Origin of the sequence: Amycolatopsis sp. NPDC051102 (genome assembly GCF_040682815.1) — a bacterium.
In the GTDB taxonomy this organism is placed as follows: domain Bacteria; phylum Actinomycetota; class Actinomycetes; order Mycobacteriales; family Pseudonocardiaceae; genus Amycolatopsis.
Map to the genome: position 1 here is coordinate 86,232 of NZ_JBFBBT010000001.1, position 23,140 is coordinate 109,371.

The 23,140-nt window shown below is 70.0% G+C and carries 17 protein-coding genes and 1 pseudogene; 11 read left to right on the forward strand and 7 right to left on the reverse strand.

What is annotated here, in order from left to right:
* Positions 1-281: 281 nt before the first annotated feature.
* The 4 genes from AB0M93_RS00280 to AB0M93_RS00295 all read right to left on the reverse strand — a co-directional run bounded on the left by AB0M93_RS00280 (position 282) and on the right by AB0M93_RS00295 (position 3,537).
* Positions 282-590, reverse strand: coding sequence for a hypothetical protein (locus AB0M93_RS00280; RefSeq protein ID WP_364266279.1), 309 nt, complete (start codon positions 588-590; stop codon positions 282-284).
* A 78-nt stretch (positions 591-668) separates the two neighbouring features.
* Positions 669-1,034 (reverse strand): SDR family oxidoreductase, encoded by a 366-nt coding sequence (locus AB0M93_RS00285; RefSeq protein WP_364266282.1) that lies wholly within the window; start codon positions 1,032-1,034, stop codon positions 669-671.
* A gap of 176 nt (positions 1,035-1,210) precedes the next feature.
* Positions 1,211-1,495 (reverse strand): hypothetical protein, encoded by a 285-nt coding sequence (locus AB0M93_RS00290; protein ID WP_364266285.1) that lies wholly within the window; start codon positions 1,493-1,495, stop codon positions 1,211-1,213.
* Positions 1,496-1,935: 440 nt separating this feature from the next.
* Entirely contained in the window at positions 1,936-3,537 is a 1,602-nt protein-coding gene (locus tag AB0M93_RS00295) for a GMC oxidoreductase (RefSeq protein WP_364266288.1), read from the reverse strand.
* A gap of 224 nt (positions 3,538-3,761) precedes the next feature.
* Between AB0M93_RS00295 and AB0M93_RS00300 the strand changes: the two genes are divergently transcribed.
* On the forward strand, positions 3,762-4,088 hold the full coding sequence (locus AB0M93_RS00300; RefSeq protein WP_364266291.1) for a hypothetical protein: 327 nt from the start codon (positions 3,762-3,764) through the stop codon (positions 4,086-4,088).
* Between the two features lie 61 nt (positions 4,089-4,149).
* Here AB0M93_RS00300 and AB0M93_RS00305 read toward each other — a convergent pair whose 3' ends face one another.
* Both AB0M93_RS00305 and AB0M93_RS00310 read right to left on the reverse strand, forming a co-directional pair.
* Positions 4,150-6,675, reverse strand: coding sequence for a KR domain-containing protein (locus AB0M93_RS00305; RefSeq protein ID WP_364266294.1), 2,526 nt, complete (start codon positions 6,673-6,675; stop codon positions 4,150-4,152).
* 38 nt (positions 6,676-6,713) lie between these two features.
* The gene (locus tag AB0M93_RS00310; RefSeq protein WP_364266297.1) at positions 6,714-8,912 is read right to left on the reverse strand and encodes a polyketide synthase; all 2,199 of its coding nucleotides are present in this window, start codon (positions 8,910-8,912) and stop codon (positions 6,714-6,716) included.
* Positions 8,913-9,198: 286 nt separating this feature from the next.
* On the opposite strand from AB0M93_RS00310, the gene AB0M93_RS00315 reads away from it, so the two are divergent.
* The 6 genes from AB0M93_RS00315 (at position 9,199) to AB0M93_RS00340 (ending at position 16,946) form a co-directional block, all read left to right on the forward strand.
* The gene (locus tag AB0M93_RS00315; protein WP_364266300.1) at positions 9,199-9,528 is read left to right on the forward strand and encodes an acyl carrier protein; all 330 of its coding nucleotides are present in this window, start codon (positions 9,199-9,201) and stop codon (positions 9,526-9,528) included.
* A gap of 38 nt (positions 9,529-9,566) precedes the next feature.
* Positions 9,567-11,876, forward strand: a complete 2,310-nt coding sequence (locus AB0M93_RS00320; protein ID WP_364266303.1) for a beta-ketoacyl synthase N-terminal-like domain-containing protein — start codon at positions 9,567-9,569, stop codon at positions 11,874-11,876.
* A 37-nt stretch (positions 11,877-11,913) separates the two neighbouring features.
* Entirely contained in the window at positions 11,914-13,773 is a 1,860-nt protein-coding gene (locus AB0M93_RS00325; protein ID WP_364266306.1) for an acyl-CoA dehydrogenase, read from the forward strand.
* Positions 13,774-13,897: 124 nt separating this feature from the next.
* Positions 13,898-15,124: a thioester reductase domain-containing protein gene (locus AB0M93_RS00330; RefSeq protein ID WP_364266309.1), complete on the forward strand. Its 1,227-nt coding sequence runs from the start codon at positions 13,898-13,900 to the stop codon at positions 15,122-15,124.
* 89 nt (positions 15,125-15,213) lie between these two features.
* Positions 15,214-15,480, forward strand: a complete 267-nt coding sequence (locus AB0M93_RS00335) for an acyl carrier protein (RefSeq protein ID WP_364266312.1) — start codon at positions 15,214-15,216, stop codon at positions 15,478-15,480.
* A gap of 134 nt (positions 15,481-15,614) precedes the next feature.
* The gene (locus AB0M93_RS00340) at positions 15,615-16,946 is read left to right on the forward strand and encodes a wax ester/triacylglycerol synthase domain-containing protein (protein ID WP_364266315.1); all 1,332 of its coding nucleotides are present in this window, start codon (positions 15,615-15,617) and stop codon (positions 16,944-16,946) included.
* A gap of 82 nt (positions 16,947-17,028) precedes the next feature.
* Here AB0M93_RS00340 and AB0M93_RS00345 read toward each other — a convergent pair whose 3' ends face one another.
* Positions 17,029-17,622 carry an alpha/beta fold hydrolase gene (locus tag AB0M93_RS00345; protein ID WP_364266318.1) on the reverse strand — a complete coding sequence of 198 codons (594 nt, stop codon included), beginning with the start codon at positions 17,620-17,622 and terminating at the stop codon, positions 17,029-17,031.
* Between the two features lie 565 nt (positions 17,623-18,187).
* On the opposite strand from AB0M93_RS00345, the pseudogene AB0M93_RS00350 reads away from it, so the two are divergent.
* The 4 genes and pseudogenes from AB0M93_RS00350 to AB0M93_RS00365 form a co-directional block, all read left to right on the forward strand.
* Positions 18,188-18,751 (forward strand): annotated as a pseudogene (locus tag AB0M93_RS00350) (hypothetical protein); the annotation flags it as partial.
* A 622-nt stretch (positions 18,752-19,373) separates the two neighbouring features.
* Positions 19,374-20,099 carry a GMC oxidoreductase gene (locus AB0M93_RS00355; RefSeq protein ID WP_364266321.1) on the forward strand — a complete coding sequence of 242 codons (726 nt, stop codon included), beginning with the start codon at positions 19,374-19,376 and terminating at the stop codon, positions 20,097-20,099.
* A gap of 1,638 nt (positions 20,100-21,737) precedes the next feature.
* Positions 21,738-22,022, forward strand: a complete 285-nt coding sequence (locus AB0M93_RS00360) for an isoamylase (RefSeq protein ID WP_364266324.1) — start codon at positions 21,738-21,740, stop codon at positions 22,020-22,022.
* Positions 22,023-22,174: 152 nt separating this feature from the next.
* A complete protein-coding gene (locus AB0M93_RS00365) occupies positions 22,175-22,954 on the forward strand; it encodes a transposase family protein (RefSeq protein WP_364268887.1) in 780 nt (259 codons plus the stop codon).
* Positions 22,955-23,140 lie beyond the last annotated feature (186 nt).

Here is a 23,140-nt window from a genome sequence, read left to right on the forward strand (position 1 = left end):
CGGGATGGCCTGGCGCTTTTGTCAATTCACTTTCGATGGTGTCTTTCAGTCGCCTGCTACCCATGGAGACATCGGGCGCGCTGCTCGGCGTCTCCTCCGTTCCTGCGCCCGGCACCACAGGCCGCAGACTCGCTATCGCGTCGAGGGGGCAGCCGGGCGACGTTGCCACCGGTCGTCGAGCCGGGATGACCCCTACTGCCGAAGGAGCCCGAGAAAAGCGTGCAGTATGGGAAGTGCCGAGCGCTGGCGGTGCCCCTCCTGCAAGGCCTTCAGCGCGGCGGTCATCCTCTGAGATCAATCGCTGTAGCCTCGATGCGCCGGATCGGAAGTCCAGCCGAGATCATCCAGTCGACGAAGGTATCGAGTGAGACGCCGTCGTCGTGCGGGTTGACCATGTTGTGGGCCAGGCGGGAAGTGGTGTTCCGCGAGCCCAGTGCGCCAATCGCCTCGGCCGCGAAGCCGACGGACAGGCCGTCGGCGTGGGGCCGTGTGCCGCGACCGGATGCGTCGGGCGAGTAGAACGAGGCCGGAGCGATGCGTGCGATCGCAATACTGCTCAACAGACGGATGAATACGTCGGTGGTATTCACCTGCCCGTGTAGCGGGTGTAGGCCAGAAGCATGGTGGACCGAACGACGGTCGCCGGTAGGCCGCACGCCTCATGCGCTTCACGGAACAGCACCTCGCCAGCCGAAGGCAATGGCGGCCGTCGAAAGGTACGTCAGGGGCTTGATCACGCCGGTGACGGCGAGCCTGATCACCTCGGCCGTTCCCCGGACGTTCGACCCGAACAACTGCTCGTAGGGAGGACGTGATTGACGTGAGCACCGATGTGGACGATGGCTTCGAGGTTCCGGGCAAGTCCCGGTCCAGGTCGGCGCGTCCTGGCCCAATTGCTCTTTGCCGATGTCGCCGGCCGGCACGGTGAGCCGGCTCTCGATCGCCCTGCGGTAGCGCTGCCCCAGTTCTTCGTCACCGCTCTCGAACGCCGCGTCGAGACGCCTGCGTGCCTGGGCCTCGCCGCGGCCCTGCACGAGGCAGACCCGTTGCCCCCTTTACCGACAGGTGCTCGAGCTGGTCCAGGCATAGAATTGGCGGGGTAACCGTTGGCTCCGGTGAGCAGGACGACCCGGGGGGCGGACATGGCGGGATGGGGAAGGTCATTCGCGGCGACGACCAACTAGGCTCGATGAACTTCTCGAGCGTCAGTTCACTGGCTCGCGCCTCGGTGCTCGGTGCACCGTCGGGAAGGTCCGGTCGTCTTTCCCAGGGCGCGCAGTTCTCTCAGATGTTCGTTCCGGTCGTAATCGCGCTTGTCGTAGAGGCGCTCCAGGCGGTCGACATAGCGTTCTTGAAGTCGCGAACGAAGAATTTTTCGAGTGTCTGACAGGAGTCCGTTCTCCACGGTGAACGGCTCAGTCTCGATCAGGACATCTCGGGGCGTCTCGTAGGATTCGAGTGGTGCGGCACGAGCGACGGTCCGCAACTCCTGCATGATCGAGTGCTTCAGGGTGTGCTCCGGCAGTGTGACACGGCTAACCCTGCTGTGGCATAGCGCTGTGTTGCTGTGCCGTGAAAAGCGGGGTTCGCGAACACGTTTCGCCGACTGAAGTGTCCGACTCGACCAGTGTTACATCGTGCGACGGAAGGGATAGTTTCAGTCGGGTAGCCGGCAGTTCCACGACGACGCTGACGTCTCGACCTTCGTTTCTGCTTTCGGTAACTACTTCCATTATGCGGCCACGATATGTTGATCCATTTCGATTGAATTCGACCATTTTGCCCAGATGGCGAAGTAGCTCATGCTTCTTCATTTACCTGTGCCCTCTTCCGTTTGGTTCCACTGACGCTGGCTTGCGGGCCGCAAGCACGGACCTTGAAACATCCCACCTGGCTAGGAGAGCGCGGTCGGCTGCATACGGCGTCGGTGTGATGTCAGATGAGCGTGCCGACATCCTGCGCTGCGATACGGTCGAGACAGCGTTCGGCCAATGCGGTGATCGTCCAGGAGGGATTGCAGCACGCGGTGGAGCCCGGAATCAAGGCGCCGTCGGTGACGTAAAGCCCGGGGTTGTCGTGCACGCGACCGAACGGGTCGCACACCGGGCCGATCACCGCGCCGCCGAGGGGATGAGCGGTGATGGGATCCGCCAGCTGAGTAGGTACGAACACCCCACCGCTGGTCGAGGCCATCCGGGTGACGGCGGCGTCGATCGCCACCTCGGGATCCACGTCCGAACTGGGCGGCCACACCAGTTGTGCGGAATCGGTGAGCGGGTTGTAGTCGAATGCGCCGTGCCCGTTTGGGATGGCCATCGCCCCGATGTACATCGAGAAGGTCTCGACGTCGAACGGCGCGGGGGCGTGGAATAGCGTTGCCGGCCCCGTGGGCGCATCCCAGTCGAGCAAAGCGGTGCTGCCCGGGCCGCCCTGGTGGGGCAGGGTCGGTTCGGGCAGCTCGTTCCGCAGGAGGAGCCGGTCGCCGTTGGTGCCCCAGTAGCGGCCGACATCGGGTGGCAGGTTCGGCAGCGCACCGCGTCCCTTGGCGCGTACCAGCAGCTTGGAGGTGTTGGCGGACCCCGCGTTCAGCAGGACTGTGTCGCTGTGGACGACCACGTTTTCCTGCGTGGTGCCGTCGGTGTCGATGCGCTTGCAGCGCAGCACGTACCGGGTGGAGGTCCCGGTGCTGATCTCTTCGACCACGTGCAGTGGCGCGATGGTAACCAGGCCAGTGGCCAGAGCGGCGGCCAGATAGGTCTTGTCCACTGAGTGGCGGGCACCGTTGTTGAGCCCGTAGAAGCACTCGCCATATGCCGTCCAGGGCGGTAGGTCGCCGCGTAGCTCCGCGCGCACGACGTCCCAGTCCATCGGTTGGAGCACGCGCATCGGGGTGCCGCCGGTCAATGCGGCGTCGGCGAGGAACCTTCGGGAGGCGGTGTAGCGGGGGTGGTTGAAGATGTCGTCGGGTATGGGCGACAGGCGGAGCATCGACGCCGCCCGCGGGTAGTGGACGGCGGTCATCTCCCCGTAGTCCACGCTGGAGGGCATTACCCTGGTGAAGAGTTCGGCAGAGGGCTGCAACGAGATGCCCTCGTAGTGCAGTGAGCCCCCGCCGACCCCGGCTCCGCACAGCACGCTGATCCCGACTCCGCGCACGCGCTCGACCAAGCCGGTGTAGGGCTTGAACACCGCGGGCGGGGACGATGGCATCACCGGCGTCGGTTCCAGCCAGCTCACTCGTCGATCGGGATGGAAGAACTGCGGGAACGTGTTGTCGTCGAGTTGGCTGTTCCACCAGCGACCCCGCTCCAACACGAGAGTGCGGACCCCGGCTTGGGCCAGCCGCAGTGCTGCGACGCCGCCGCCGAACCCGCTGCCTACCACGACAGCCCGGTACCGCTCGTCTCGCGTCGGCACGGACGTGGAGCGATTGGCGGAGGGCGAAGCGCCGGCGGGTCCACCTAAGCCGATCGCCGCTGCGGTGGCGCCTACGCCGGCTAGGAAGCCGCGTCGGGACAAGCGCTGCGCTGTGCTCATCTCGAGTCCTTTCGTCGAGCGACAACACTTCTGACGATCTGTGTTGTCGGCGCAGCCGGCAATGGTGCGCATGGCCCCTGTCGAACGTCTCGAACCACGCGGCCTGAGGTTGTCCCCTTGAACCGGACACCCTGATCCCCGACAGTGGTCCGGGGAAGGATGTCCCGTGTCAGGCAAGTCGAAGTACCCCGAGCAGTTCCGCGGGGACGCCGTCGAGCCGGACCTTGCCCAACTGGGTCCGCACCGCTGAGCAGTTCCGGACCGGCCCCGTCGACACGACGGCCGCCGTGGACCAGGAGGAGTTGCGGGCGCTGCGCAAGCGGGTGGCCGAACTGGAACTGGAGAAGGACATCCTCCGCAAGACAGCGGCCTATTTTGCTATCGTCAAGGTCTCACCGGCGTGGCATGAAATCCGGTCTTCGGTCTTCGGGGACAACCTGGTCACCACGGCGGATCTGCCGGCCAACGCTACGAGGCCGCCTTCGACGCCACCAGCCAGTAGTCCCGCCACCTCCGACGGCACGATCGTCCTGGGCACGGGCGACATCTGACCAAGCCTGCGCGGGCACCGCGGAGCCGGGGCCGGGCGGCACCCGCGAAATGCGCGGCGAGTCACGTCTCCGAGACCCATGCCAGGCCGCCCAGACGGGGGTTCTCCACCTTCACCAGCGCTTCGGCGCCCGGTCCGACCGCGAGGCACATCGCAGCGGCTCCATTCGAGGCATTGACGCGGTACAGCGTTATCCCTGCGCCGAACCGCCGCTCGATCCCGACGTCGTTCAACCCGGTGTGCAGGATGACCCGCGAATAGCCCAACGGGACGCCCAAGCCCAGTGAGCGCGGGCGTCCGGGGTCTTGGAGCACCACGCGGGTCAGGGCGTCGATCAGCAGGCTCGGGACCGTGTATCCGGCGAAAGCCGTTTGCACGACACGGTCTTCGGCGGCGCTCGAACCGGTGCCGTTGACGAGGTTCAGCCGGAGAGTGGCGGCACTGCCCCAAGGCAGCAGGCGCAGATCGCTTGTGCTGACATAGGCCCCGTCGAGCTTCACGTACGGATCGGCGCGGTAGTACGGATCGGGTACGAGGCGTGCGCCGTCGAGGAACGGCAGGGGGTATTCGTGCCGGGTCTGTCCGGGCGGTGTGCCGGAGGTGGTCAGCAGCACGTCTGCCTCGGCGTGCAGTCGCAGGTCGTCGGAATGGGCGCGGCGTGAGCGGATCGACGCGGTGACTCGCGTGGTGCCGTCGTGGAACGCGTCCAGTTCTGCCCCGATTTCGCATTCCGGTGCCGGACGTCCTGGATGGCACCGCAGGAACGAGTGGTAGCGCACGTTTTCGAACGCGGCCACCCTGCTGCCGGGCACGAGCGCGAGTGCCGCCTCGGCCATCATCTCCAGTTCCTGTGCCCCGGCCATCGTCGGGACGCGGCCCACCCGGTGGCCGGCCAGGTAGGCGTCGCGCCCGTCGGGTTCCAGGCGCACGGACCAGACGGCTGAGCGTTCGTGCGGCTCGCGTGGACCGTCCTCGTGGCCGTCGAGGTGGAAACGCGCGCCGGGGGCGGTGGGCGTCCGGTCCGGTCCTTCGGTGATGAGCCCGGGTGTCACCCGGTCGTAGGTGGCTCGCTCGGCGGGGCCGATCAGCGCGACCAGGGCACGCTCGGGCCCCGGGCTGCCGAGTTCGGCGAGGAGGTGCTCCACCCCCTCGGAGTCGCTGATGCCGGTCAGCCAGCCGCTGCGCCGCATGTGGTCTCCCGCGAGGGGACGGTTGCCGAAACCGGACTCCTTCCACCAGGTCCAGGCGATGGTGAGCTCCCGGTTCGGTGACTGGGCGCTCCGGTGGCGGGCCGCAGCCGCGAGGTAGTCGTTCGCGGACGCGTAGTCGACGTCGCCGGGCAGTCCCAGGCTGCCGACCACGGAACCGAAGTTGCACCAGGTGCGCACCCGGTCCCCGAACGCCGCGCGCAAGTTCTGCCGCCCCCGCACCTTGACGTCGCGAACGAGCCGGAAGTCGGACTGCGCCTTGCGTTCCAGGGAACGCGGCCGGCTGACGACGGCGGCGAACAGGAGCAGGTCCACCGTGGCGTGCTCGGCGAGGACGGCTTCCGCGGCTTTGTGCACCTGCACGGCGTCCTTCGCGTCACAGACCAGATAACGGCATTTGCCCGGCCCGGTGAGCCGGGAGAGCTCGGCCAGGAAGCGCTTCGCCTCACGTGCCTGTACAAGGGCCTCGAACCGCTTGCCGAGCTCGGCAGGCGAGGCGTGGGGGTCCTCCCGCCGGAACCTGCGCAGGAACTCGGGCCGCTGGGCGGCGAAGTGCTCGTCGTCGCCCGCGAATACCTCTGCGGGCACTGCTTCCAGGTCGGTGGAGCCCATGATGAAGAACGTCGCGCCGGTGGTGCGGGCCAGTTCGCGCACGATCTGCGTGGTCAGCCCGCGCGAACCGCCGACGGCGACCACGACGCTGTTCTCGTCGAGACCGGGAGGGCGTCCGGTGGGCTCGGCGGGGGAGAACCGCTCCTCGCTGCGCCGGTCCCCGCGGTACAGCGCATGGGGGAACCGCCGCCCGCACCGGTATTCGACGGCCAGCTGGTCCAACGCGGTGGTCAGGTCCGTGGTGTCGGTGAGCACGCCGAAGACCTGCGCCCGGTCCGTCTCCCAGGCCGTGCACTTCAGCAGCCCGGTGAACAGCCCCGTGACGGGACGGGGTGGACTTCCCTCGCCTGGGCCGAAGGCGTCGAGCAACACCACACCGAGCGTGCCTTCCTCGCGCAGCGCGCCGATCATCCGCTGTGCCGCGAGGAAAGCAGCTTCGTGCAGTGCCACCAGGGCGTCCGGCAGGTCGTTCGCCCACACGTCACCGGCGAAGGCGACTACGCGGATGTGCCGCAGGCCGGGAGGGAGCAGCGCCGCGAACGCCTCGCGGTCCCACACGAGGTCCGGCTCGGGGAGGGAGAGCACGAAGCAGTGCTCCTCGGTGAGATGGGTGCGGAGCTCGTCGGCCAGGTCCCGGGTCGTGGTGAGGACGAGGGTGCGGGGTGGCACCGGGGGCAGCGCCGCCCGCACGGGTGCGGGCGGGACGGTGGTCTCGCGGATGACGTGCCGGCGCGTGACCGGCCGGTGGGTGGGGGAAGTGTTGTTCACCTGGGAACCTCTCTGCGCGCGGTGGGAGCTCGATGTCTTCAGGCGTGCGCCAGATTTCGCAGGAGTGCGATGGCGTCGTCGGCCGCGAGGTAGGACGGTTGATCCCGGGGCGGCCCGGCGACCGGGCGGAGCCGGTCCGGCAAGGCGGCCAGCGTGGTGAGACCGCGCGTGTCCGCGATGTGCTGCGTGGTCAGGACCAGGAGGAAGGCCGCTTCGCCGAGCTGCCGCCCGGCCAGGTCCTGGGCCCAGGCCGAGGCGTTCGCGTTCACAGCGAGGACGAGGGCGAAGTCGAGGACCCCCGACGTCAGGTAGGTCGTCGCGAGGGACAGCGCCCGGGGGAGCGCCCCGTGCGCCAGGTCGACGGTGAGGCCGAGGCCGCCGAGGCCGAACAGCGAGGTGAGGCGTGCGGCGATGACATTGGTCAGGTATCCCGGCAGGGTGCCCGCCGCGACCGGCGCGGTGCTGCCTCTCGCCTGGGCCAGCACGCGGTCGAGCAAGTCGGCGTCCGCGCGCTGCCCCCGGGACCGCAGTTCAGCCGCCAGACGGACGAGACGCGCGTGGTGGACGCGTTGAGCGCAATCGGCCATCGCCCGTGGCAGCCCGGTGTGCGCCACAATGGCGCCGGTGCGGGATTCGGAACCCCGCCACGGGGTTCCGTGGTCCTCCCGCAGCCGCAGTCCGCAGTCGAGGGCGAGCAGGTGGGCCCGGTCCAGCGTGCGCAGCGTGTGCGGTGGGATGGTGACGGCGTGGGTGCTCGGCATCAGGTCGTCGTGGTCGAAGGTGCGTGCGGGCGCGGGGGCGCCGGACCGCAGCCAGTCGCCCACCTGGCGCCGGCCGGACAGGCCGGGCAGCCGGGCGGTCCAGTCGAGGAGCACCGTGCGGGGAGTGGGAGCCGGTGCGACGCCTTCCCCGCCGGTTGCGGACCGGAGCGGCTTGTCGCTCACGAGCAGGTGCGCGTTGACGCCGCCGAACCCCGAGGCGGCGATGCTCACGTTGCGGGCCCGGTCCTTGCGTCGGGGCAGCGGGATCGGCACGGTGCTGACGTACAGGCGCTGCTCGACCGCGCCGGCCAGCTTGGCCGGCAACCGGGCGAACCGGCGTTGTGCGGGAACCATCCCGTGCCGCAGCGCGAGCAGGGCGTGGATGACCGAGACGGCCCCGGACGCCCAGCCCGTGTGCCCGATGAGCGACTTGTTGGAGGACAGCGGTATCGGCTCGGAGCCGGCCGTCTCCGCCACGGCCTGCAGCTCGGCGGCGTCCCCGGCTCGCGTGCCGGTGCCGTGCCCGAGGAACCAATCGATCGCGTCGGTGTCCATGCCCGCCGTCTCCCGCGCCTGCCGGATCGCCCGCACCTGGCTGCTGGCATCGGCCGCGGCGACCGTGACGTGCCGGACCGTGGAGGCGGCGCCGAATCCGGTGACCACGCCCCAGACGGGATCGCCGCAGCGTTCGGCGTCTGCCAGGCGCTTCAGCGTGAGGACAGCGGCTCCGTCCGACAGCAGCGCGCCGTCGGCGCCCTGGTCGAACGCGCGCACGTCGTCCGTCCTACTCAGCCCCCCGAGTCGGCCGAAGGCGACTTGGAGGAGCGGGCCGACGCTGAGGAGCCCTCCGCACACGGCCAGGTCGCGAGCTCCTGCACACAGCATGCGGACGCCGATGTCGACGCTGAACAGCGACGAGGCGCAGGCGGCGTCGATGGCGGTGACCGAGCCGTCGACGAGGCCGGTCATGGCCTCCCGGCACACGCCGTCGGGGCCTTGGCGGGCGACGGCGCGACGGCCCCCAGGCAGCGCGGTCGCGAGCAGTTCGCGCACCCGGGCCGCGTCGGGACCCGCCCGCCGGGCGAGCGCGGCCGTGACGGCGCTCTCCTCCAGGCCGCGGGAACCGCACACCGAGGCGCCCAGGCACAACTCCACCCGGTTCGCCGCCGGCAGGCGCACGCCGTCGAGCGCCTGCCGAAGAGCCGAACGCAACAGCAGCGCACCTTTGTCCGTCCCTTCCGGCAGGCCTCGGCCGGTTGACGCACGGGCGCAGCCGAAGGTGGTCGTGTACATCCGGTCGTCGTGCCCCAGGTTCCGCACGTTCGCGTCCGACCCGAAGTCCGTGACGTCGAACCGTGCACCGGGCGCGCCGAACACGGGCTGAGCACCGAGCAGCAGCCGCCAGAACTCGTCGATGCCGTCGGCTCCGGGGACGACGACCCCCATGCCGGTCACCGCCACCGGAATACTTGGCATTCCCTGTCCTTCCGCCACAACTGCTTCCGGTGCGCCGGCACCCCGGTGCGGCTGCCAGTTCGTTTTCGCCGGGCCGCCTCCAGTGTGAGCAGGTGGACAGCAAAGGGAAATACGTCTTATGGGCAGGGCAGTTGGATCGGGTTCCAGCGCTCTAATACCTGCGTTCCATTGCCGGCGGGGTGCACGCGCACGGACAGTGACTCGTGCACCGGACTGCCCGTGCCCCACCCGACGACGGCCGGGACCAACTGATCGACGGCCGGGACCAACTGATCGGAGTTCCCGCATGAGTGAGGAAAATGGCATCCCGGACGAATTGGCGCCGGAGCCCGCGGTGCCCGACCTTTCGGCGGGTATTCCGACGACCGATCAGGTGGTCGCGGATCTGCGCGAATTCTACGCCGCCGTGCTGGAATACCCCCGGGAAATGGTCAACCCCGACACCAACATCGAGTTCGACCTGGGCGTGGACTCCATGCAGCAGACCGAACTTCTCGTCCGCGTCGTGGCGCGTTACGGCTTGGAGCCGGAGGAGGTCAACGCGAGCGTCTACCTGACGCTCACCGACGTCGCCGACTACGTGGTCGACCGGCTCAAGAGCACCAGCCGTACGTGAATCGCACGCGATCCGTTCCGCAGAGAGGGGCCGCAGCAGTGGCACTCGACGATGTCGCCGTCGTGGGCATGGGGGTCGTCGCACCTGGGGTGGATGGCCCCCGTGATCTCTGGGAGCTCCTGCTCGGCGGCGCCCCGGTCTTCCGCCAGGACGAGAATCGGTGCCCGGCCGCGTCCTTCGGCGCCGAACACCTCGGTTCGTCCACTGAGGACACGTCGTGCCACCTCGTCGCGGGATGGATCGGGGACAGTCCCGAGGTCGCGGCCACCGGCCCCGCGCACGTCGAGGAATGGCTGCGACGGGCGGCACGGCAGGCGCTGCGGGGAACCGCCCTCCCCGAGGGCGGGCGCTTCCTGACCGTCACGGGCTTCATCTGCGAGGGGGACCAGCGCCTCGACGAGGCCCTCGTGCTCGAACAAGCCCGGGACCGGCTGGCGGTGGCCGGCCTGCCGAATGGTTCCCTGCCCTCCCGGTACCCGTACGCCGGGCCGGTCGACGAACGCCTCGCACACCGGTGTGCGAGGCGGGCCTTGGCCGGACTGTGGCCCGGCGCCGTCACTCATCTGAGCGTCGACACGGCGTGTTCGTCGGCGCTCTACGCGATCGAGCTGGGGGCGCGGTCCGTGCGGTCGGGATCCTGCGACGTGGCGTTGTGCGGCGGGGTTTACGCGATCACCCCGCGCTATCAGGTGCTCTTCTCCGCGATGCGGGGACTGAGCCCCACCGCTCGGCTCCAAGCACTGGGACCCGGGGCTGATGGCACGTTGTTCAGCGACGCCGCGTCGGTGGTGGCGCTCAAACGTCACGACCGCGCGCTGGCCGACGGGGATCACGTGTTCGGTGCGCTCCGGGGGTTCGGGCTCTCGTCCAACGGCAGGGGGAAGGCAATCAACGCGTCCGATCCCCGCTGGCAGCGAGCCGCACTCGAACGGGCGCTGCGCGCGTCCGGGTGCGCCATCTCCGACGTGGATTGGGTGGTCGCGCACGCCACCGGGACGGCGGCGGGTGACAAAGCCGAACTTGACGCGCTGGAGCGGTGCGTGGCGGGGTCGGCCCACCTGGCGGCCCCGGGGCTGCGGGTGACCGCGAACAAGCACCTGGTCGGCCACACCGGTCCGGCAGCCGGCGCGATCTCGGTGCAGCACGCCCTGCTCGGGTTGGAGCACGACCTGATCCCCGGATTGCGCGGTGACTCACCGCACCCGGAACCGCCGGGTGGGGCCGGCGGACCGCTCTCGCGCAAGGGGCTCGTGATCCCCGCCGATCACCTCGCGTGGCCCGCCGAGCGCGGCCGCAGCCGGACCGCGGCGGTACTGGCCTTCGGGTTCGGCGGCACCAACGCCTGCCTGCTGGTGTCCGACCCCCCTCCGGCGCCGAGCACCGGCCGGACCACCCGCGCCGTCTCCCGCACCACACCGTCGACCCGAGCCCCGGTCGCCGTCACCCGGTGGACCGCCGTGTTGCCCGGCCGACCGGATGCCGCGGCGGTCGACGCCTGGCTGGCCGGCGTCGGTCACCAACCGCCACCCGCCCGCTTCGGCGCGGACCACCGCCCGCCGATCACCCTCGCCCTGCCCGGACCCGCCCGGCGCTCAGCCGATCTGAGCCAGTTGCTGGCCGCAGCGTGCGCCGAGACGCTCGCGGCGGGCATGCCGCGTGACGTGCTCGACGACACGGCCGTAGTGCTGGCGATGCCCGGTCCGACGCGGGCGTCGATCGAGCACGCCCTGCGTTGCTACCTGCGCGACCTCGCCGCGGACGGCGACCGGCGGCCGTCGATGCCGGCCGGCGTGCTGGGCGCACTCGTGGCCGACGTGCGGGAGCGGACGGCGCCCACCTCCGCGTTCTCCGTCACCGGGATGATGGCGAACGTCAGCGCCGGACGGGCCTCGAGCCGCATCGACTCGCACGGTCCGAACGTCCGGACGGAATGCGGTCTGGACTCCGCCTTGGCCGCGCTGCACATCGCCCACGGCTACCTGGCTGACGAAGTGGCTCGGGCGGCCCTCGTCATCGCCGTCCCGGCCGCCGCGGGATCGCCGGTGGCGCGGGCGCTGGGAGCGCCGGCCGACAGTGCGGACGGCGCCTTCGGCGTCGCTCTGATGCGCTCCGACGTCGCCGGGGCAGAGGAGCCCGAGGTGCTCGCCCTCCTCGGGGCACCGGAGGAACTGGGGCCCGCCTCGCCCGGCCCGGGCGCCGCCCCGTACGTGATGGCGGAGGAGCGCTATCCGGGATGCGCGGCGATCCTCGCCTTGCTGCAGAGCCTCGTGCTGGGGACGAACCGCTCCCTGGTGCGGGTGGCGGACGACGCGCTGCCCGCCCTGCACATCCGCGTCCCCGGCCACTGAGCAGCAGGCCGGTCCACTGCCTGGAAGGCGCCGCACCATGACCCAGGAGACCACCGCACCCGCCGCCGCTCCCATGACCGGCTCCGAGCCCGGGGCGACCGGCCTGCGCAGCGCCCTCGGCACGCTGTTCACCGGGGGTGACCTGGCCGAGCTGCACGACCGCATGCGCGCGGCGTGCGAACACCCCGTGTTCCACTGGCATCCCGGGCTCACCGCCGCCCAGCGCGGGGAACTCGCGTACCACCGCCTGCGGCACCTCGATGCAGCCGGGCCCGGCGCCGGCAGCCTGCTGGCCCAACCGTTGCAGCTCTTCGCCGTCCAGGAGTGGGCCGCGCTCACAGACGGGGCGGTGCTGTCGCTCGCCGCGATCCACTACAACCTGTGCCTGGGCACGATCCTCGACCACGGCGGCCTTGACCGCGAGGACCTGCGGCCCGTCGTGGACGAGCTCGCCGCCATGCGGACGTTCGGCGTCTTCCTCGCCACCGAACTGGGTTACGGCAACAACGTCGTCGCCCTGGAGACGGAGGCCGCGTACGACCCCGGCACCGGCACCTTCGACCTGCACACCCCGTCACCCCGCGCGGTCAAGTACATGCCCAACACGGCCCTGCCGCTGCCGAAGACCGGAGTCGTGCTGGCCCGGCTCCGCTGCGGAGGACGCAGCCACGGCGTCTTCCCGTTCCTCGTGCCGATCCGCGACGCAGCCGGCCGGCTGCTGCCGGGCATCCGGGTCTGGCCCCTCCCGGAGAAACCGGGAGTCGACCTCGACAACGCCATCACCCGGTTCGACCACGTGCGGCTGCCCTTCGAAGCCCTGCTCGCGGGACCCCGCTCCGTCCTCGAACGCGATGGCACCTTCCGCTCGAGCACCAGTTCGCACGGCCGTTTCGCGGACGCCATCCACCGCGTGCTGCCCGGGAAGCTGGGCCTGGCCGGGGGGCACCTGGCTGCGGCCAGGGCAGCACTCACCCTCGCCTTCCACTACAGCCGCCGGCGCCGGACTTCCGGACGCGCCGGAGGTGTGCCGATCTACGCCTACCGCAGCCACCGATCCGCCTTGCTCACCGAACTCGTCCGCACGTACGCCGCTTCCCTCCTCCTCGACGAGGTGCGCCGCGAGTTCGCCTCGTCGCTGAAAGAGGGCGATCCCGCCCTGGAACAGCGCGTCGCGCTGACCAAGGCGATGGCGACCTGGTCCGCAGCGGGTACCGTCGACGTCTGCCGTGAACGGTGCGGCGCTCAGGGGCTGTTCGCGGTGAACCGGATAGCGGAGTACCTCGGGACCGGCATGGTGACCATCACCTCCGAGGGCGACAACACGGTCATCGTGAGCAAAGCAGCACAACACCTGGTCATGGGCATCGGCCGGCACGCGCCCGGGGAGAACCCCGGTGCCGACGGCAGCCGGGATCGGTACGGAAGCCTGCTGCGCGCCCGGGAGCAGCGCCTCATCCTGGCCTGCCGCGCCGACCGGGCCGCCCACCCGGGCCGCTCGCCGTTCGAGGCGTGGAACGCGGTCGGTGACGCGTTGATCGCCATCGCGGACGCCCATTCGGTCCGCTGCGCGCACGAGGCCGTGCGGCGGGCCGCCCGCCGCGTCGGGCAGCGCGAAGCGGCGGAAGCACTGGAGCGGATCGCCGACTCGTACGCGCTGCTGGCCATCCACGAGCACTGCGGCTTCCACCTGACCGAGGGCCTCATTTCCCTTCAGGAGGCCCGCGCGCTGCCCGGTCTCCTGGCCGAGGCGCACGACGGGCTCGCGCCGATCGCCGGGGAACTGGTGGCAGCCTTCGGCATCCCGCAATCCGTGCTGAACGCCCCGATCGGTGCGCCGGACTACGTGGCGGCCTACGACCCCGTCTCCGGCATCTCGGGGATCGAGGCGTCCACATGACCACCGCACCCGGGGCGCACCCTTGATCGCGCGAATGCTGTCGAAGCGGTCGTCGACGACTCTGCTCGCCAGCGTTCAGAAACCTGGTCTGAGGCTTTCACCCACAGGAAGGTTGGGACGCCGCATGTCGATCGAACGGCACAGCACCGACGACCACGCGCAGGAGGACGTCGAGTCGACGATCTCGCGGGACGCGACACTGGCCGCGGACGTCGATGCCCAGGGGTTGGACGACGTCCCGGGCCGACCGCGGTCGGCCCTGCTGACCGGCGCGACCGGTTACCTGGGCGGTTTTCTCCTGGCCGATCTGCTCAGCGGCACGGACACAGTGGTCCACTGCCTGGTCAGGGGTGACTCCCCGGACGAGGCCGGCGCCCGGCTCAGGGGCGCGCTGGCCCGGCACGGTGTCGACGAGGGGGAGGCGGAACGCGTCCGGGTGGTCCACGGCAGCCTTACGAAGCGACGCCTGGGGTTGACCGACGACGCCTACCTGGAACTGGCCCGCGGCATCGAAGCGATCTACCACTGCGGTGCTTGGGTGAACCTGATCGCCGGCTACCCGGCCCTCAGGGGAAGCAACGTGGGCGGCACCGTGGAGGTGCTGCGCCTCGCGACCCGGGTGCGCAGGACACCGGTCCACCACGTCTCGACGATCGGTGTGCTGATGACGGCGTACGAGGCCGGAGCCGGCCCCCTCTCGGAGGACCATCCGCTGCCGCCGCCGGGTGGCGTCGGCTACTTCAAGAGCAAGTGGGTCGCCGAGCGCCTCGTGCGCCAAGCCGCCGAACGCGGTGTGCCGGTGACCGTCCACCGCCCGGGCGTGGTCCTGGCCGACAGCTCGACGGGTCTGGGCAGCGCGTCGGACTGGTTCATGCGCCTCACCGCCGTCAGCGTGCGCGCGGGTTGCTCTCCTTCGTACGACTTCCTGCTGTCCCTCGCCCCCGCCGACTTCACCAGCCGGAGCATCGTCGAACTGTCCCGGAGGCCACAAGCGGCCGGGCGGATCTTCCACAATTTCCTCCCGGAGCCGATGACGCTCGCCGACTACTTCTCGTTCGTGGAGTCCTGTGGTTACCACGTGCCGGCCGTCCCCTATCCGCAGTGGCTCGCCACGGTCAAGGGCCTGGACGGTGTTGATCGAGCGACGGTGCGGATCGCCGAGTCGTTGCCCCGCATCCTGTTGCGCCCGCGCAACGGCGTCCCCACCTACGGGACCTCCGGCGCGACCGCGGCCGCCATCGGGTCGAACGTCACACCACCTCCGCTCGACCGGGCCTACTTCGCCCGCATGTTCGCCGAGCTCGTCCGGCAGGGGGAACTGCCCCCGCGCAAGCGGACCGCTGTCCGGTGATGCCGCCGGCCACACTCAACAGGATGGCCGTCCGGAACCGACCCGGAACCGAGAAGACAACCGAACTCCAGCGCAAGGGACACGGCCTCGTGAAGTTCACCCTGGATGATCTCAACCGGCTCATCGACGGGCACATCGACATCGACGCCCGGATCACCGAGAGCACCCTCGACAAGCCGTACGCAGAACTGGGCATGGACTCCCTCGGTCTCGTCGACCTGGCCGAGCGCATCAACATCAGTTACCGCGTGCCCGTGCCGCTCGACATCATCGAGGAAATGCGCACCCCGCGCCGGACGGTCGACTACGTCAACGAGCACCTCGACGGGGATGCCCGGACGAGCAGTGATCACTGAAGCGGACAACGGCCGAGTGCCACGACACGAACGCGGCGGTCGCCGCCGAACACGTCACGACGTCCTCGACCCGGATGGCCGCGCCGCGGGCATCCGGGCACCGGCTCAACACGATTTCGAATTCAGGGGTGAGCATGGAGAACGCGGACAACGCCACTCGTACGCCTGTGGACCAGCGGAACGACCGGATCCCTGCCGGGTTCTTCGACCGGTTCCTCATGGAGGTCGGCGCGCTGGGACCGCGCGAATCCGACCTGTACATCGGCGGGGTCCTGCTGGTGGGTGGGCCGGCGCCGTCGTTCGAAGCGCTGCGCGACCGCCTTGCCGGCCAGGCTCGCCACATCCCGGCGCTCGGCTACCGGCTGGTGGGGGACGGACGGGAGGGGTGGGAGAAGGCTCCCGGCTTCGACCCGCGCGACCACATCGACGCGGTGTCCCTGCCGCCGGGGACGGACGTGCTCACCGCGAGCCTCGACGTGGCCGCCCGGCCACTCTCGCCCGGCCGTCCGCTGTGGGGGCTGACCATGGTGCACGGCTACTCCGGCGACGAGTACGCGTTGTGCTACCGCGCCCACCACTCCTTCCAGGACGGGCTGGCGATCGTCCAAGTCGTCTCGGCTCTCCTGTCCACGTCGGCTCCACCGAGGCCGGCACCTGAAAGGCCGACGGCACGGCGCCGATCGGCGAACCGGTCCTGGCGGGCGTTGACGGATTTCGGCATTCCCCTCAAACGCACGGCCGACGACTGGCCGCCCTTCACCCCTCCGCTCACCGGACGCCGGGTGCTGGTGACCGCCTCCCTCAGCGCCGCCGCGGTGCGCGACGTCACCGCGGCGACCGGCGCCTCCACGCACCAGGTGTGCCTGACCGCCATCGCGGGTGCCATGCGGGAGTGGACGCCGGACCGGTGGACCGGGAAGGGAGGTCGCAACAAGGTCCGGAACCCGCACGTGCTGATTCCCCTCGACCTGAAGCGTTCCCGCAACGTCGCGGAACCGGGCAACTACCTGTGCCTGATGCGAGTCGAGCTGCCGTGCGGCGAGCCCGCGGCACTGGCCCGCCTCCGGGCGATCACGACCCAGACCGCTCCGGATCGCCTGCTCCGCCACCGGAACAGGTATCGGACGCTCCTGAAGGTCTTGCCTTACCGCGTCACGGGCACGATCATCCGGCGGCTCACGGACCGCCGTTACGTGTGCATGGTCGTTTCCACGCTCCGCGCGTCGGTCGACGTCTCCGCGGAGGACGGGACGGCGCGCGGGCTGTACGCACTGCCGCCCCTGTATCCGGGACACCACGGGATGGTTGTGATCCTCCAGCAACCGGACGTCCTCACGGTGTCCGTGCTGCTGGACGAGTGCGTGCCGGACGCCGGCCGGTTCCCCGAGCTGGTGGTGGCAGCCGTGGATCGCTTGCGTACCGAGGTGGCGAGTGCTTCCGGGGGAGGTAGCGCGGGATCGCGGTGACCGGCGCTGCCACGTGCCCGCCGCGCCATCTTCCGCAAAAGATCAGGGGCGCGGCGGCCCCTCGAACCGCAGGGTGGCCTCCTCACCGGGCGGCCGTCGGTGTGGCTCTGGAGTACCCAGCACCGCGTCGAGCACCAGGTCGGCCACGGCCTGGGGCCGCTCCCGCACCATCAGGTGCCTGCAACCGCTGAGCACGGTCGTCGGTCGCGGCCCCGGCGGGGACGCGGTCGATGTCGTACACGAGCCACCACATCAGGGCGCGCCGGACGGCGTAGGGGCGCAGGAGGGAGTGGCCACACGGGGCGAGCACCAGGGCCATCGCCATCACCAGCGCCAACCCCGTGATCAAGCGCAGCCGCTCGCAGACCGTTGACGGCCAGACCGCGCTCGGGCACAGCGCGACCGTGGACAGCGCCCGGCCGCGGCGGATCAGTTCGAGCGCCACCCAGGCGCCGATGGAGTGCCCCACCAAGTGGGCTTTGTCCAGGCGCTCGCGGTCCATCCACCGCTCGATCTCGTCGGCCATCGTTTCCGGGGCCGGTCGCCCGCCTCCGGCCGGCTCGGTGCCCCAGTGCCCGGCAAGGGTGGGGGCGAGGACCTCGCACTGGGCCTCGAGCGCGGGGAGTATCGGGGTCCAGGCGCGCCAGGTCTGGCCGAAGCCGTGCAACAGCACCACCGGCGGCCCGCTGCCCGCGTGGGTGGTACGGAGGTGGGGCGCTGCACGCCGGTGCACGGGCGGCCTCACCGGGTTGCCGGCGGCCGGAGCGGCAGCCGCGCGGTCGTGAAGGAGCGATCGGCTCGGTCGCGTTCAGCCGCCGGGTTCCCTCGTATGCCGGGCGCATCCTGTGCGGGCGAGGGCGGGTGGCGGCGGTGGAACACGCACCGCCGCCACTCGCCCTCGGGCCGGTTGCCGAGCAGGGCACGCGCCACGCCCGTGTTCCGCTGCGTCGTGCCGTCGTCGCCGGGCAGGTCGTGCGGGTCCCATTCGTCGCTCCCGGTCGTCGCTGGTCTCCACTGAGCAGTGTGTTCCGGTGGGGTCCTCGCGGGGACATGGTCCGCCGGTCCGGGGAATTCCGGCCCCGGCCGATCGGCCGGGGCACGGCGGACGCGCTGCTCCGCCCGCGGCACCGCGGCCGGAGTCGCATACCGCGCCTGGGTAGGAAGGGAAGCGGCGTTGCGGGATGTCGTGCGCGCGGTTCACCATCGGAACGTCGTACGCGGTTGGAGCGGGGAGAACGACCATGACGGGACCCGCGGTGTACTCGCCCCCGGTTGCCGGCCCGAGGTCTTACCGGGCGCGGCCCGTCCGCCGTGGCGGATCTCCGGGCGGCTTCGCCCGGCAGGACGACACCCCGCGCCGGCGGCGGCGAGTGCTCCTGATCCGGAGGAGGCGCTCCGATGTGGCCGGTGGCGTGACGGCGGTTCACCCCGCCGGCGAACGGGGCAAGCCGTTCGCCGGCCGCGGGCCGGTTCACCCTCGGCGGCCGGCGTGGGAATCACCCTCCCGCCCTGCGCCACGGTCCGTCCGGGCGGCCTCGGTGCGGCCGCGGGCAGCGCCCACGCGACCGGGGAGTTGTCACCCTCGCCGACACGTGCTCGGCGCATTCACCCGGAGGAGGACGCGTGGTGGAACCCGACGTGGACCTGACGCGGAGCGGGCACCGCTCGGGACGTTCCCGCTGACCGGCCGCGAGCGCGTAGACCGCGAGGAACGGCACGGCGTGGTCATCATCGGCTCGGGCGTGGGCGGCAGCGTCACCGCGTTCCGCCTCGCGCAGGCCGGCGTGGACAACCTGGTGCTGGAGCGGGGTCGCCGGTGGCCGATCACCCCGGCAGCGGACACCTTCCCCCGGTGGCCGTTGCCGGACCCGCGCCTGCTCTGGCTGGGCCGCCCGTCGTCGGTGCCGCTGCTCTCCCGCCTGCCCTGGATCGCGCCCACCGCGGAGGCCGTCGCGGCCAGGGTGCTCCCGCGCTCCACCGGCTTGCTGGACGTCCTGCTGCACCAGCACCTGACCGTGGTGTGCGGGGCCGGGGTCGGCGGTGGCACGTTGGTCTTCGCCGGGCTGCTGCCGCAACCGCGAGCCGACGACTTCCACCGCATCTTCCCGCCGGACCTCGACTACGAGGAGCTCGACCGCGTCCACTACCCCCGCGCCCGTCGCCGCCTGGGCGCTGCTGAGTTCCCCGACGACCTGCTCACCCACGCCCGCTACCGCTCCGCCGCGATCTGGCGCACCGCCCTGGCCGAAGCCGGCCTGCCCCTGGAGAGAGCCGTCAGCACCTTCGACTTAGACGTCGTGCGCGCCGAGCTCGGCGGCCACGATCGGGCAGTACCTGTTCACCGGATGCAACAGCGGGGCGAAGCTCAGCGTGGACCGCACCTACCTTGCCCGTGCCGAGACCACCGGCAGGACGGAGGTACGGCCGTTGCACGAGGTCACCGGGATCGGTCAGCGCCGCAACGGCCGGTACCACGTCGCCGTCGAGCGCCTCGACGTCCGCGGCGCGGTGCTGGAGCACATCCGGATCACCTGCGACCGGCTGATCCTGGCGGCCGGCGGCGTCCACACACCCCGGCTCCTGCTCGCCGCCAAGGCGAGCGGCGCCCTGCCCCACCTCAACGAGTTCGTCGGGTCCCAGTGGGGCACCAACACCGATCAGATACAGCTGCTGAGGGTCGGGTCGATGCCCGGCGAAGGCGCGCACGGCGGACCACCCGCGTTCCTCACCCGGTCGCGCGACGGGCTCGTCACGCTGACCCACACCGGCGTCGGGGGACTCGGGAAATCCTGGATGCTCTGCCTGGGCATGGGCATCCCGGACCGGTTCGGACGCTGGACCTGGTCGGCAGCCGCCGATGCGCCCCGCCTGGAGTGGACTCCCCGCAGCGATGCCGGCACCCGGCGGGCCACGACCGAGCACCTGCGCCGGGTGGCGGGGCATGTGCCCTCCGGCGCCACCGTGCACGACCCGTTCGGTGCCCACCCCCTTGTCGTGCACCCGCTGGGGGGCGCGGTCCTCGGCAAGGCGACGGACGGCCAGGGCCGCCTGCACGGATATGACGGCCTGTACTGCCTCGACGCGGCTCTGATGCCGGGCAGCACCGCTGCCGTCAACCCGGCCATCACCATCGCGGCCGTCGTGGAGCGCTGACTCGACCACGTCATCGATGACTTCACCTGACGTGGTGCGGCGTGCCGCCCGCAGACGTGCGGTCACCCGGTTCGGTGTTGATCGTCTCGTGATCGAAGCCCGTTCACCCGCCCCTCGACCTTGTGTGCGGGGGCGCCGGCGTGGTTTCCCACACGCCGCGCAGGTACTGCCGAACAGGGATGAATCGTCGTCCGCAAATCCGATTCCGGTCGGCGGTGTTTGCCGGAGAACAACTCCAGCCCCGGCTCCTCGGCTCGAACGCGTGGGTGAGATCAACTGTTCAGCGGGTCCTCGGCTCCAACTGAGCGCATTGCGAAATCGCCACGGTGGCGCGACTCGGCGCCGACTCCGGTGCTCCCTCCCGACGCCGCGAAGTGCTCAGAAGATAGCGCGTCGCGTTGTCCTTCTTCAGCTGCGCCGGACCGCACGTGAAGGTACTGGGGGCAAGCACCACTCCGCCACATCGAAGAGCACTCGTGCCGGAGCTGTCGTGTAGACGTTGGCGACACGTATGTCGAAGCCGTACTCGCCGCGCGTCCGGGTCCGCGCACGGCCGATGCGCTGAGCAGCTGCCACGCACCTTGTAGTGGCTCCGGAGGTCGGGGCCGTCGAACATCCAGGCGGCCAGCCTGGCATCCGGCAGTTGAAATTCCTCGTCCCACGTGGGGAGGTCCGCGAGCTCGTCGGCCAGCCGGCGTGCGCGGTCTCCCAGGAGATCGCCGAGCCCGACACTGACCCCGGCGACCTCGCGCAAGGGATAGCCGAACAAGGCATAGCCGAACAAGGCATAGACACCTCGTGGGGTCAGCTCGATGAGAATGCCCTTCTCTGCACCGGTTTGCTCGTCGACCAGTGGTCGATCATGAGCCCGTTGACCGGTGATACCGCTGCGGGCGTGGGTTCCCCGGCGAGCGCGGGTCTGACCGGACTCACGAGATCGATTCCCACGATGACGAGCCGAGTGCCGGGATCCGGCGCAGGATCGGCCCGGAAGGGTTGCGGTCATGCCCGAGGTAGGCGCGGACATGACCGGCCAGCCAAGACGCCGGCATGCGGAGGGCGAAAGGTGCGGTTCTACCGTAAACGATGTCGGCGCTCGCTCGTGTCCCACCAGTTTCAGCTCCCCAGGGTGGCGTCTGCGGCACGTCCCTCTACAGGGTAGCCGTTTAGCTCTCCTGGCGCTGTGGTTCTCCTGTGCCAGTCGAACAGTCATGGTGCGTTTCTGCACTGCTTCGCGGCCTCTGTCGAATCGTGACGACGTATAACGCTGTGCGAGCGATCTGTACGGTTGAGCACCTGAGCCCTGGGTTGGGAACAGGTGGTGGCCAGGCGAGTGAAATCCAGCAGGCAAGGGAAATGATGCTGCACACGGACTTTGGCGCCGCGCTGCGTTCCTCAACGTAGGTCCTCGCGACGTCGTCACGGCGCTGATCGACAGCCCGGGTGCGCAATGCGGCGAACCAGCTCGGCAGTCAGCTTGCTGCAATGTCACTGAACTGATGGGCTTTACTTCAGCGGATTATCGATCGGGTGATCGCCGCGTCGACGAGTATGCGATTCGTGGTGCCTTGATGCATCATGGATGCGCTCAGCGTCGAGTACCGGTCTCCCATAGTTGCCACGAGAGGCTTCCGCCGAGTGATCAAGATCTGCCAGGGCCGTGACGGAAACGGCGCGAAACGCATCGTTTTCAGCTTGCCCGCCGATGAGCCTCCCGGTCGCGTCAGCGTGGTCGGATCGTTCAACGGCTGGACTCCCGGCAAGCATGACCTCCAGCCACGCACCACCGGACGCCGGTCCGCCACCGTAGAGGTCGCGGCCGGCATCGCCGTCCAGTTCCGGTATCTCGGAGAGAACGGTTACTGGTTCGACGACCCCGACGATCCCGACGTGCTCGCCCGGGTCAACGACACGCCAGCGTAGTTTCCGGCGCTGTGCTCGGCGCAGAGGCGATCGGAGACGAGAGCGGCAGACCTGCTCTCCGTGGGGCAGGAATCGTCTGTGGGTGCCGGCTAAGGGATGTCTCGTAACCCGGTGCCGGGCCGGCGGGGCCGGTAGTCGATCATGTTGGTGTGGTGCAGGTGATCACAGCGTCGCGGCCGGAGTGGATTGCCCCGTTCGCCGGGCTGGAGCCGGGCCAGTTCCGCAAGCTGGTGCGGCTGGTCGCGAAGCGGGGCGGGGACGAGATCGCGGACGGCCGCCCGGGCCGGCAGTGGGCGTTGCCGCTGGCCGATCGCGTGTTGCTGGTGGCGACCTATTGGCGGACGAATCTGAAGATGCGCCAGATCGGGCCGTTGTTCGGGGTGTCGCATTCGGCGGCGCATCGGGTGATCGACTCGATCGGTCCGCTGCTGGCGCTGGCGCCGGTCCGCAAACGCCGGGTGGATGCCGTCGCGATCGTGGACGGCACGCTGGTGCCCACCCGGGATCACCGGCTGGGGACACCGTCGGAGAACTATCGGTACTCGACCAACGTGCAGGTCGCGATCGACGCCGAGACCCGGCTGGACATCGCGACTGGTGACCCACAGCCGGGCAGCCGCAACGACTGCACCGTCTATCGCGACTCGGGCATCGCCGGGCAACTCGCCGATCGGCCGGTGATGGCTGATGGCGGCTATCAAGGCAATCCCGGGGTTGTCATGCCTTACCGCAAACCTCGCGACGGCAGCGAACTCCCGGACTGGAAAGAGGATCTTAACGCCACCCACCGCAAGGTCCGCGCTCGCGTCGAGCACGTCCTGGCTCGGATGAAGAACTTCAAGATCCTCCGCGACTACCGCCGCGCCGCCAGCACGCTCGCCGACACGGTGTCCGGAATCGCGTACCTCCACAACGTCCTCCTCGAAGCCTGATGCAACACCAGCCCCACCAACCACGCCCTCAGTTACGAGACATCTCTTAGGCGAGGCCGGCAGAATACGTCGACGACGCCTTTGATCCGCTCGCGGGTGAATGAGGACAAGTCGAGCAGGAGGAGTGCCTCTGAGCTAGTATGAGTACATGATCTCCCCAGACACGGGAGATATCCCATGTGTAAG

What these genes read in the sequence shown, in the direction of transcription:
- AB0M93_RS00340 (WP_364266315.1), top strand. Translation starts at nt 15,615, where the DNA reads ATGGAGAACGCGGACAACGCCACTCGTACGCCTGTGGACCAGCGGAAC.
- AB0M93_RS00295 (WP_364266288.1), bottom strand. Translation starts at nt 3,537, where the DNA reads ATGAGCACAGCGCAGCGCTTGTCCCGACGCGGCTTCCTAGCCGGCGTA.
- AB0M93_RS00325 (WP_364266306.1), top strand. Translation starts at nt 11,914, where the DNA reads ATGACCCAGGAGACCACCGCACCCGCCGCCGCTCCCATGACCGGCTCC.
- AB0M93_RS00310 (WP_364266297.1), bottom strand. Translation starts at nt 8,912, where the DNA reads ATGCCAAGTATTCCGGTGGCGGTGACCGGCATGGGGGTCGTCGTCCCC.
- AB0M93_RS00330 (WP_364266309.1), top strand. Translation starts at nt 13,898, where the DNA reads ATGTCGATCGAACGGCACAGCACCGACGACCACGCGCAGGAGGACGTC.
- AB0M93_RS00315 (WP_364266300.1), top strand. Translation starts at nt 9,199, where the DNA reads ATGAGTGAGGAAAATGGCATCCCGGACGAATTGGCGCCGGAGCCCGCG.
- AB0M93_RS00290 (WP_364266285.1), bottom strand. Translation starts at nt 1,495, where the DNA reads ATGCAGGAGTTGCGGACCGTCGCTCGTGCCGCACCACTCGAATCCTAC.